The following is a 10,962-nucleotide window of genomic DNA, read 5'->3' as shown; positions in this document are numbered from 1 at the left end:
GGAAGTCCGGAGGTCGCCCCGGGAAGTACGCCCGGTCCGGCAGCCGACGGGCCCACGACTCCGGCCGGGGGCCCGGGGGTTGCCCCCCGGACCCGGAATACGCAGTGCCGCACGGACGATCCTGGCGAGACACTCCCGCCGCATTCGGCGGGGGACCCCCCACGCACCGCACACTGGCCAAAGCCGCAATCCGGGACACCGTGCCCCATCCGTCGTGTGCCCCGGGGAAAGGACGCGACGCCATGTCGGACGCTGCACCGCCCCGCCACGAGGCCCTCCACCGGACGGCGAGCCCGGGGCCGCCACCGTCCGGCCCCTCCGGCCCGGAGCCACTCCCCTCGCTCGCCCCGCTGCTCGCCCAGTGGCTGCCCCGGCAGCGCTGGTTCGCCGGCAAGGGCAGCCCCGTCACCGGATTCACCCTCGTCACCGCCGCCGAGATCCTGCCGCCCACCGGCACCGCCCCCGGCCTGCTCCACCTGCTGGTCCGCGCCCACCAGCCCGCCGCCGGCACCGACGACTGCTACCAACTGCTCCTCGGCGTCCAGGACCTGCTGCCGCACCGGCTCGCCCCCGCCCTCATCGGCCGCCCCGACGACGGCCCGCTGCGCGGCCGCGCCGTCTACGAGGCGCTCGCCGACCCCCGGCTCGCGGCCCTCCTGCTGGAACGGCTGCGCGTCCCGGGACGCCTGGGCCCCCTGCGCTTCGGCCGCGAGCCGGACGCCGAGATCCCCACCGGGCTCGTGCCCCGGCCGCTGGACGCCGAGCAGTCCAACTCCTCGGTGGTCTACGGCGACACGTACATCCTCAAGCTCTTCCGCCGCGTCGGCCCCGGCATCAACCCGGACCTCGAACTCCCCCGGGCCCTCGCCCGTTCCGGCTGCACCCGGGTCCCCGCCCCCGCCGCCTGGTTCGAGGCCGACGCCCCCGAGGGCGACGAGCCGATGACGCTCGGGATCCTCCAGCCCTACCTGGCCGGCTCCGCCGACGGCTGGCAGCTCGCCCTCGGCGCCCTCGCCGTCCGGGCGGACTTCACCGCCTCCGCCCGCGCCCTCGGCCACGCGACCGCCGAGGTCCACCACGCCCTCGCCACCGCCCTGCCCACCACCGTCCTGCACCACGAACGCCTCCGGCGCATCGCCGACGCCATGCACCGGCGCCTCGACGCCGCCGCCGAGGTCGTCCCGGCCCTGCGCCCCTACCGCCACGCGCTGCGGGCCGCGTACGACGAACTCACCGCGCACCAGGCCGCCGTGACCACCCGGCGCGCCCAGCGGGTCCACGGCGATCTGCACCTGGGCCAGGCCCTGCGCACCGCCGCCGACGGCCGCTGGTCGCTGATCGACTTCGAGGGCGAACCGGCCCGGCCGCTCGCCGAGCGGCGCCGGCCGCAGCCCGTCGAGCAGGACGTCGCGGGCATGCTCCGCTCGTTCGACTACGCCGCGGCGGTCGGCCGCGCGGGCGGCACCTGGGCCGCGCGCGCCCGCGAGGCGTTCCGCGAGGGGTACGCCGCCGGCCGGCCCGGCCCGGGCGAGGACCCCTGGCTGCTGCGGGCGCACGAGACGGACAAGGCGGTCTACGAGGTGGTGTACGAGGCCCGGCACCGCCCGGACTGGCTGCCCGTCCCGCTCGCCGCGATCGCCCGCCTCGCCGCCCGGGCCGACGGCGCGGCGCGTCCCTGACCACCACCGACTCCCCCTGGAGGAGCCCCCCGTGACCGCTCGACCGCCGTCCCGCGACCCCCGGCCCGGCCATGTCCCCGCCACCTTCCTGCCCGGCAGCCGGCGCGCCGGCATCCCGTCCGCGCCGGCCGGTCCCCGGGGCGTGCGGCCCGCCCCGCGCCCCGCCGAGGAGGAACGCGCGCGGCTGCTCGGCGGCGCGCACCACGATCCGCACGCCCTGCTGGGCGCGCATCCGACGGCGGGCGGCGTCGCGATCCGGGCGCTGCGGCCGCACGCACGGTCGGTGACCGTCGTCGCCGAGGGGCTGCGGGCCGCGCTGCTCCCGGAGGGGGACGGGTTCTTCGCCGGGCTGCTGCCGCTCAAGGACGTCCCGGCGTACCGGCTGCACGTCGTCTACGAGGACGCCGAGCTGGAGACCGAGGACCCGTACCGCTTCCTGCCCGCCCTCGGCGAGCTGGACCTGCACCTGATCGGCGAGGGACGGCACGAGCAGCTGTGGCGGGCGCTCGGGGCGGAGCCGATGATCCACCAGGGCACGGCCGGGACGCGGTTCACCGTGTGGGCGCCGAACGCGCTCGGGGTGCGGGTGGCCGGGGACTTCAACTACTGGGACGGCACCGCCCATCCGATGCGCTCGCTGGGCGCGACGGGCGTGTGGGAGCTCTTCGTCCCGGGGCTGGGCGAGGGCGAGCTGTACAAGTTCGACCTCACGCGCCCGGACGGCTCCCACACCCTGCGCGCGGACCCGATGGCCCGGCGCACCGAGGCGCCGCCCGCCACCGCGTCGGTGGTGCACGCCTCGCACCACGTCTGGCGGGACGAGGCGTGGATGGCCCGGCGCGGCGCCCGCCCGGTGCACGCGGCGCCGTTCTCCGTCTACGAGGTGCACCTGCCGTCCTGGCGCCCGGGGCTGGACTACCGCCGGCTGGCCGAGCAACTCCCCGCGTATGTGAAGGACCTGGGCTTCACGCACGTGGAGTTCCTGCCGGTGGCGGAGCACCCCTTCGGGGGCTCGTGGGGCTACCAGGTCACCGGCTTCTACGCGCCGACCGCCCGGCTGGGCACGCCCGACGACTTCAAGTACCTGGTGGACGCCCTGCACCGGGCGGGCATCGGGGTGCTGGTGGACTGGGTGCCGGCGCACTTCCCGCGGGACGACTGGGCGCTCGCCGAGTTCGACGGACGTCCGCTGTACGAGCCGGCGGACCCGTTGCGGGCGGCCCATCCCGACTGGGGGACGCTGGAGTTCGACTACGGCCGCACGGAGGTGCGCAACTTCCTGGTGGCGAACGCCGTGTACTGGTGCGAGGAGTACCACGTCGACGGCCTGCGGGTGGACGCGGTGGCCTCCATGCTCTACCTCGACTACTCGCGCGGGCCGGGCCAGTGGACGCCCAACGCGCACGGCGGGCGGGAGAACCTGGACGCGGTGGGCTTCCTCCAGGAGATGAACGCCACCGTCTACCGGCGCTGCCCGGGCGTGGTGACCGTCGCCGAGGAGTCCACCGCCTGGGACGGAGTCACCCGGGCCACCCACCACGAGGGCCCCGGCGGCTTCGGCGGGCTGGGGTTCGGGCTGAAGTGGAACATGGGCTGGATGCACGACTCCCTGGAGTACATGACCAAGGAGCCGGTCCACCGCAAGTACCACCACGGGCAGATGACCTTCGCCATGGTCTACGCGTACAGCGAGAACTACGTCCTGCCGATCTCGCACGACGAGGTGGTGCACGGCAAGCGGTCGCTGGTCTCCAAGATGCCGGGCGACTGGTGGCAGCAGCGCGCCGACCACCGGGCCTTCCTGGGCTTCATGTGGGCCCACCCGGGCAAGCAACTGCTCTTCATGGGGCAGGAGTTCGCCCAGGGGGCGGAGTGGTCCGAGGGGCACGGCCCGGACTGGTGGCTGCTGGACCCCTCGTACGCCGCCGAGGCCGATCACCGGGGCGTGCGGGACCTGGTGCGCGACCTCAACGCGGTCTACCGCGCCACGCCCGCCCTCTGGGAACGGGACACCCGCCCGGAGGGCTTCGCCTGGGTCGTCGGCGACGCGGCCGAGGACAACGTCCTGGCCTTCCTGCGGTTCGCCGACGACGGCCCGCCGCTGCTGGCGGTGAGCAACTTCTCCCCCGTCGTCCGGCACGCCTACGGGCTCGGCGTGCCCGGCCGGCACGCCCTCTGGGAGGAGTGCCTCAACACGGACGCGGCGCGCTACGGGGGCGGCGGGGTGGCCAACCCGGACCCGGTCAAGGCGCGTCCGGTGCGGCGGCACGGGCAGCCGACGAGCGTGGAACTGACGCTGCCGCCGCTGGCGACGGTGTGGCTGCGGGCCGTGTGACGCCCCCTCGCGGGGCCTTTGCGTCGACGTACCGGACGAGCAACTCTTGGGCGTGACGCTCCAGATGGGCCATGCGCAGCATCCCGGGCCAGGCATCCCGGATGGCTTCGAAGGCCCGCTCCACGGCCGCCTCGGCCTCGGCCTCCGAGCCCAGCCGGTCGGTGGCGAAGCGCAGGTAGCCGTCCCGGTGGGCCAGCCGGAAGGCCCGGAACGCCAGCGCGTCCGCGGGCGCGCGGTCAGTCATGGTCGCCCCCGTGCCGGCAGGACGGCGGCGGAGGGGGAGGCGGGGCCGAGTGCCGCCCTCCGCCGACCAGTCCGGCGATGCCGACCTGCACGGCGAGGGCGAGCAGCCGGCGCAGCAGCCGGTACGCGTCCGGGCCGAACACCCTGAGGCCGACGGCGACTTCGATCCACTGTTGCGGTTCGGTGCGAGACATGCGCTTCTCCATGACGATGCTGGTTGCGGGTGATGCGGCGTCCCGCGTGCGGGTGACCCCGGAAGTGGCAACCGCCGTCCCACTTCGTTCACTCGTGCGACATTCCGGTGTACTGCCCTGATTCCACCCGGAGTTGGCCGGTGCCCCCGTGCGCCGGTGGCGCGGGGCGTGCTTGAGTATGAGATCCATCGGGTCTCCCGGTACGTCGGCTTCCCGTTGAGGTTCGCTTGCCGGAATCCACTGGTCCACCGGTCCGGGTATCCGGCCGGACAAGCGCGGACAAGATCCATTGCCATCGCGAAGACAGGAGAGGGACATTGGCCGAGGAAAGGAGGCGGACAAGGCACTGGGGAGTGCTGCACGGCACCTCGGACGAGGCCAACGCGATCGCCCGTCTGATGCGCTCCTGGCTGGACCGGGCCGGGCTGAGCGTACGGGGGCTGACCGACAGGCTGGAGCCGGAGCACTTCCTGGACGGACACGTACCCGGACGGAGCGCGGTCTCGCAACGGCTCGCGGGCGCGAATCCGCAGTGGGACTTCGTCGAGGCCGTGGCGGACGTGTGCTCGCACGACGGCCCGGAGCGCGCTCGCATGCTGGACGACGCGCGCCCGCTCTGGGAGAGCCTCCGCGCCGCCTCCGGGCGCCGCGGCGTCCCGCCCGTCCCGCCCGTGCCGCCCGCGTCGACCGGACAGGAACCGGACGGCGCAGGGCAGTTGCCCATGGCCCCGACCCGGACCGAGCTGCTGGAGAGGGAGCTGATGAAGGCGCGCTCCCGCGTCCGCCGGTCGCGGGCGGACCGGCTGCGGCGGTCCCACGAGCGGCTGCGGCGCCATCGGCCGTCCGGCGTCCTGTCCGGCGCACCGCCCGGCACTCCGTCCGGTGTCCGGTCCACCGGACAGTCCGCCGTGCCGCCACCGGACACACCGCCCCCGGACGACCGGACGGTCATGTCGGACACGCCCCCGCTGGTGACGGTGGCGTCCCTGGTGGACGCCCGCACGCACGGCCGCGCCGCGGAGGCGGCCCGCATCGCCACCACGCTCGGCCTGGAGGGAACCCCCGGATACATCCGGCGCGCCCTGGAACTCCTGCACGTCGAGGAGCGGGAGACGGACGCGGGGCTGGTGCTGGCGGCCGTCGCCCACAGCCGCCCCGCGACCCTGGTGCCCGGCGTACTCGCCGCCCTCTTCCGGCCGGGCGAGCCGGTCGACCTGTACGCCACCCGGCTCCGGGTGATCATCGCCCGGAACGCGCCGGCCGAGCGCGTGCTGGAGGTGGGCCGCGCGCTGCGGGACGCGGTGCAGGACACGGACTACCAGCAGATCCTCGCCCTGGCCGGCCGGGTGCGGGCCGTCGGGGACGTGCCCGCCCTGGTGGCGGCCCTCCAGAAGACCGGACGGGACCGGGACGTGGACTGGCTGCTGGACCGGGCCGCGCGCGAACGTCCGGCGACGGAGGCGCACAGCCTGGCGGAACGCCTGCGTCTCGGCGGGAACGCGGAGGCGCTGGGGATCCTGCTGCGGAAGCTCGACGAGGTCTGCGCCGCTCCCCAACTCCCGCCGTTCGCCCGGGAGGTGCCGGCCTCCGGGGAGGAGGCGCAGCCGGGCCGGGTCGCGACCCCCGCGGAGCCCCTCGACGACGACCGGCCTGTCGACCGTGATCCGGCTCGACACCCCCGGGCGCGCCCCCGTCCTGGGCGGCCCGTTCGTACGGCCGTACATGGCGCGGATCCCGCCGCCCCGCTCCTGACACCGGAGTGAAAAACTGCGGCGGTGAACACCGCGCGGGGGCGAGGAGAAGAGAAACCGATGACCGGCAGAGCGGGCGCCAATCGCCGCCGCATCCTGGACGTCGCCCTCGCGGAGCTGCTGCGCGACCCCGAGGCGAGCATGGACCAGATCGCGCGCGCGGCGGGCGTCGTGCGGCGCACGGTCTACGGGCACTTCCCGAGCCGGGACGCGCTCGTCGCCGCCCTGGTCGACGACGCGGCCGAGGCCGTCGGCGCGGCCCGCGCCGCGGCGCTGCGGGCCGTGTCCGACCCCGGCGACCCCGGCGAGGAACTCGCCCGCGGCGTCCTCGCGATGTGGGAGATCGCCGACCGCTACCGCCTGCTGGTCTCCCTCGCCCAGCGCAGTGTGACGGTCGAAGGCATCCTCCGCCGCCTGGAGCCGGTGCGGGTGGAGTGCGAGGCGCTGCTCCAACGCGGCCTGGACTCGGGCCACTTCACGTCACCCCTCCCGGCGGCGGCCCTGGCGTACGTCCATGAGCAGGTGCTCTTCGGGCTGATGCACGCGGTGAACGACGGCGTGCTGCCGGCGGAGGAGGCGGGGCGCTCGGCGGCGGTGACGGTGCTGACGGCGGCGGGGGTACGGGTGGGGGCGGCGGAGGAGTTGGTCGCTCGGGTGCGGGTGGGGTGAGGAGGGCTTCAGCCCCGGTCCCGCCGGAACAAGCCCGGCCGCTGATCACGTGCTGCCGCTCGCACCGGGGGAGAGACGGACGGCGGCGTCCAGGCGTCGCGCCGTCCGTGCCACCGGCGAGGACCCGCACGGACTTCCGCGCCGCCGGCCCGCCGGTCCGATGCTGCTTGCCGAGTCAGAGTGCCGCTACGACGGCATCGACCACCGGCCTCAGCACCATGCCGAGCAGGCCGACGATGCGCCCCAGGGGCAAGGTGACGATTTCCAACACGAAGGCTTCTTAGTGGACGTTAAGTCCGATCTTCCTCGGTTCGTGATCGCTCGATCGAGGTACTGATCGGCGCGCAGGCCGTCTGCTGGGCATGTCCATGCTGTGATGCGGGCATGGAACGAGAGCCGTACCCCAGCGGCTTATCGGACGAGCAGTGGTCGTTGATCGAGCCGATGATCACGGCCTGGAAACAGGGCCGGGTGGCACGGTCGGCGGCCGGGGATCCCGGATCCTGCGATCTGCGGGAGGTCGTGAACGCGATCTTCTACCAGAACCGGACGGGCTGCCAGTGGCGCTACCTCCCGCATGATCTGCCGTCCTGGTCGGCGGTGTTCTACTACTTCGGTCTGTGGCGCCGGGACGGGCTTGACCAGCGGATTCAGGAACTCCTGCGCTGCCAGGTGCGGGAGAGGGCCCGGCGATTAGAGGACCCGTCCCTCGTGATCACCGACACCCAGTCCGTGCGCGCGGCCGCGGGTGTCCCGAAGACCACGACGGGGCTGGACGCCAGCAAGAAGGGTGTCGGGGCGCAAGCGGGGACTGGCCGTGGATGTTCTGGGGCTGGTCATCGGTGTCGTGGTGCCGGCCGCCTCCACCCACGACAACGCCGCCGGCACCGCCCTGCTCGGCCAGGCCGCCGAACGGTGCGGGATGCGCCTGGAGAAGGCCCTGGTGGACCAGGGCTTCAAGGACGAAGTCGTCATCCATGGCGTGTTGTTGGACATCGGCGTCGAGGTCGTCCGCCGCAACCCCGACGACCAGGGCAAAGGCTTCATTCCGCAGCCGAAAAGGTGGATCGTGGAGCAGGTCAACGGCACGTTGATGCTGCACCGGCGCCTGGCCCGTGAGTACGAGCACCGGCCCGACACCTCCGCCTCACGCGTCTGCTGGGCCTCCATCGCGAACATGACCCGCCGCCTCACCACCCCGAGCCCGGCCTGGCGCGACACCCTCGGGCTGGCCGCATGAACATCACCGAGCTCCTGGCCGATCTCCAGGCACAGCACGATGAGACCACCGTCCGGGCCGGTGAACTACGCGGCCAGACCGAGCACTTGACCGCCGCCCTGGCCGAGACCGAAGCACGACTGCAGGACCTGGCCACCACCCGGAAGATCATCGCCGAACTCGCACCGGCAAGAGAAGACTCCGAACCGCCCGAGACGAATACCGCCTGCCAGGCCATCGTGAACGCCTTCAATCAGTACCCCGACCAGGAGTTCCGAGCCCGTGAGCTGCACGAACTCCTCGGCATGCCCACTGACGAGGCCGCCGTCAACGTCACCCGCGCCCGCCTCGGACGCCTCACCCGCCAAGGCTTCCTCACCCACCCCGGACGAGGCCGCTACCAGAAACGGACTTAACGTCCACTGAATCCTCAACCTGGTTGAGCATTCATGGCAGCGTGCGTAGGCCAGCCAAGACGCTCACCTCGCGCATCGCCACAAGGCGCGAGGTGACTGACATTCGCGGCGGCTACGCGGGGAAGCGGAGCGGAGCGGCCAGCGTCGCATCGACGAGGAGTTCTACATCCGACTCGTCTAGGATCTGGCTGAAGAACAGACACCTGAAAAGCATCAGGCCCGCCCAGCTGTCCAGAATCATGGAAATGTCTGCGTCCGGCGGAAGGACGCCCCGCTCGATCGCCCGCTGGAGGCACCGCGTGGAGAGATCTTTGCGCTCTCCGATGAGCTCGTCCTGGAGACTGCGCTCGAGATCGGGGGAGCCGGTGGTGTCGGCATCAGACCGGGCAAGGCCGAGCGGACCTCGGAGAGTCCGAACAGGCTCGCCAAGGTGCTCGCCGTGGCAAGCATCTCCGCGCGGCTGTCACCGAGGTCCGCCGTGGGCACCTCGGGTAATCTGTCGCGCAGGGCTTCCAACACGAGCGCGGGTTTGTTCGGCCACGTCCGGTAGATAGTCGCCTTGCCGACCCCGGCGTTGGTTGCCACACCGCCGATCGTCATGCGCATGTAACCTTGGGTGACGAGCATCTGATGGGTGACCGACAGGATACGCCTCCGGGCCTCCAAGTCCCGCATGCTGAAGCCGGAATCATCGCCGATACGTGTCAGCGTGCGCTTCGTACCCATGCTCCTCAATCCCTCAGACGCCGGAAGGGGTTACACGCGGCGCCGTGAAGGAGTCACCCGCGGTGCCGCACGAATGCACGTAAGAACGTTGCGTTTCGTTCTACCACGGCCGGTTCACACCTGGCGACTTCCCGGCCTCATGCTGTGGGCCTGTCCAGTTCGGCCTGGAACGCGGCGGCCAAGCGGGGCACGAGCTTGAGATCGGTGAACATCGTGTAGTGGTTGCCGGGCACCGGCACCACGGTCGGATCCTCGACGAGGTGCGTCCGCCAGTAGTCCTTGCCAAGCAGTTTGATGCGTAGCAGGGCCACCTCCTCCTCCGGGTGCGGGTTCTTCGGCATCGAAGATCACGACCCGTCCTTCCACCTTCCCGTCCGGGTAATAGCCCTTGAGTGCCTCGTGGTTACGGCGCCAGGTCTTCACGAACCTCACGAGGTCATCCTTACTGGAGGCGAGCCAATCGGGCCGGGTGCTGAGCACCTCAACCACCTCCTCCATTGTGCGCGGGGGAGTTACGTCCCGCGCGATGTTCGCGTCCGGCATCACCGACCGCGATCATCTGCGGCAGAGCTCCCAGGAACTCCTCCTCCGTCAGAGACTCACCGACGTACGCCTCCGGCGGGTGCGCATCGAAGAGGTACAAACCCTGAGACCGTCTCACCGCCCGCTGCAGCTGAAGAGCGAACCTCGAAAGCAAGGTTGCCACCGAACGAGTAGCCCGCAAGCCGGTACGGCCCTGTCGGCTGCACTGCCCGTATGTGCTCGATGTACAGCTTGGCGATCTCTCGGATCGTCACCGTCCTGTCGTCAAGTTCCCGAGGGTAGGAGAACGCGGTGAGCGGTCCGTCAAACCTCAGATGATCAGCGAGACGGAAGTAACAGAAGTTGGTGCCGCCCGCCGGGTAGACAAGGAACAAGTGCGGGCCCACGCCATCGCGCACGCGGACCGTGACGGACCGGGAAGCCGTCCCCCGGAGCAGTTGCACGACGTGCTCACTCATCGCCGCGGCGTGCGCAGGTCCGCGAACTCATCAACGCCCAGATCCACTTGATACGTTTCGTGCAGAACGCTGACGGCGTCGACGGCAGCGAGGGAATCGCCGCCCAGCTCGAAGAAGTCGTCGTCGTGGACCGATCTCCTCGATGCCCAGGAGCTTCTCGAGGACGCGGACGACCTTCGCCTCCACCTCTGACGCGGTGGCCTCGGGGCCGATGGCCTCCGGAGCCGACCCGGATGTCTCCACCACCGAAGGCGCGGCGTCAGTGACGGCCGGAGCAAGCCAGTGGCGGCGCGACGCGAAAGGATAGGTGGGCAGGGACATTTTCATCGCGGCAGCGAAGTCTCCGAGCTGCTCCGGCGAGACCTGTTCACCTGCGACGAAGGCCCCGGGCAGCCACGTGGTCACCGGCGCGCGCGCCCTTCGCCAGAAAGGCATCGAGCCCGTGCGCGGGCCTCCTCCAGCGTACGGGCCGGCCAGTGCAAGCCGCTCCTCCCAGCGCACGCGTCCTGTGCCGAGCGTGAAAGCGAGATCGTCGAGCCGCGGCCGCGCATCGTCGAGCCAGGATCTGAGCTGCTCGACCTGCCGAGTGAGCGCCTCGGTTGTCCGGGCGGACAGGACGAGAACATACGTCGCGCCAGGCGCCGGCAGCGGTCGTTCCGCCACCGGGTGGCTCCCCAGGACGCAGTGGCCGTTCGTGCCGCCCAGCCCAAAGGAGCTGACGGCCGCAGC

At 72.1% G+C, this 10,962-nt stretch carries 11 protein-coding genes and 2 pseudogenes; 6 read left to right on the top strand and 7 right to left on the bottom strand.

Annotation, left to right across the window (positions count from 1 at the left end; translation table 11 throughout):
- Positions 1-242 precede the first annotated feature (242 nt).
- Positions 243-1,679 carry a maltokinase N-terminal cap-like domain-containing protein gene (locus ABD794_RS05730; RefSeq protein ID WP_344961235.1) on the top strand — a complete coding sequence of 479 codons (1,437 nt, stop codon included), beginning with the start codon at positions 243-245 and terminating at the stop codon, positions 1,677-1,679.
- 88 nt (positions 1,680-1,767) lie between these two features.
- Complete coding sequence (gene glgB, locus ABD794_RS05725) at positions 1,768-4,014, top strand: 1,4-alpha-glucan branching enzyme (protein WP_425585935.1); 2,247 nt, start codon at positions 1,768-1,770, stop codon at positions 4,012-4,014.
- A gap of 236 nt (positions 4,015-4,250) precedes the next feature.
- Here the strand turns inward: glgB and ABD794_RS05720 are convergent, their stop codons facing one another.
- Positions 4,251-4,451 carry a hypothetical protein gene (locus ABD794_RS05720; RefSeq protein ID WP_344961234.1) on the bottom strand — a complete coding sequence of 67 codons (201 nt, stop codon included), beginning with the start codon at positions 4,449-4,451 and terminating at the stop codon, positions 4,251-4,253.
- Positions 4,452-4,804: 353 nt separating this feature from the next.
- Between ABD794_RS05720 and ABD794_RS05715 the strand changes: the two genes are divergently transcribed.
- From ABD794_RS05715 to ABD794_RS05700, 4 genes and pseudogenes are all read left to right on the top strand, one after another.
- Complete coding sequence (locus ABD794_RS05715) at positions 4,805-6,214, top strand: hypothetical protein (RefSeq protein ID WP_344961232.1); 1,410 nt, start codon at positions 4,805-4,807, stop codon at positions 6,212-6,214.
- Positions 6,215-6,262: 48 nt separating this feature from the next.
- Positions 6,263-6,871 carry a TetR/AcrR family transcriptional regulator gene (locus ABD794_RS05710; protein ID WP_344961231.1) on the top strand — a complete coding sequence of 203 codons (609 nt, stop codon included), beginning with the start codon at positions 6,263-6,265 and terminating at the stop codon, positions 6,869-6,871.
- A 384-nt stretch (positions 6,872-7,255) separates the two neighbouring features.
- A pseudogene (locus ABD794_RS05705) lies at positions 7,256-8,111 on the top strand (IS5 family transposase).
- Positions 8,108-8,506: a hypothetical protein gene (locus tag ABD794_RS05700; protein WP_344961230.1), complete on the top strand. Its 399-nt coding sequence runs from the start codon at positions 8,108-8,110 to the stop codon at positions 8,504-8,506. Before ABD794_RS05705 ends, ABD794_RS05700 begins: the two are co-directional and overlap by 4 nt.
- Positions 8,507-8,618: 112 nt before the next feature.
- Here ABD794_RS05700 and ABD794_RS18605 read toward each other — a convergent pair whose 3' ends face one another.
- From ABD794_RS18605 to ABD794_RS18590, 6 genes and pseudogenes are all read right to left on the bottom strand, one after another.
- Positions 8,619-8,831, bottom strand: a complete 213-nt coding sequence (locus ABD794_RS18605; protein WP_425585934.1) for a TetR-like C-terminal domain-containing protein — start codon at positions 8,829-8,831, stop codon at positions 8,619-8,621.
- Positions 8,744-9,232 (bottom strand): TetR/AcrR family transcriptional regulator, encoded by a 489-nt coding sequence (locus ABD794_RS05695; RefSeq protein ID WP_344961229.1) that lies wholly within the window; start codon positions 9,230-9,232, stop codon positions 8,744-8,746. Before ABD794_RS05695 ends, ABD794_RS18605 begins: the two co-directional genes overlap by 88 nt.
- Before the next feature lie 137 nt (positions 9,233-9,369).
- Entirely contained in the window at positions 9,370-9,573 is a 204-nt protein-coding gene (locus tag ABD794_RS05690) for a hypothetical protein (protein WP_344961227.1), read from the bottom strand.
- 258 nt (positions 9,574-9,831) lie between these two features.
- Positions 9,832-10,233, bottom strand: coding sequence for a thioesterase domain-containing protein (locus ABD794_RS18600; RefSeq protein ID WP_425585930.1), 402 nt, complete (start codon positions 10,231-10,233; stop codon positions 9,832-9,834).
- Entirely contained in the window at positions 10,230-10,511 is a 282-nt protein-coding gene (locus ABD794_RS18595; protein ID WP_425585933.1) for an acyl carrier protein, read from the bottom strand. The genes ABD794_RS18600 and ABD794_RS18595 overlap by 4 nt, the downstream gene beginning before the upstream one ends.
- A 208-nt stretch (positions 10,512-10,719) precedes the next feature.
- Positions 10,720-10,962 (bottom strand): annotated as a pseudogene (locus tag ABD794_RS18590) (ketoacyl-synthetase C-terminal extension domain-containing protein); the annotation flags it as partial.

Source organism: Streptomyces thioluteus (genome assembly GCF_039535865.1).
This window is presented reverse-complemented; position numbering and strand designations above follow the sequence as displayed.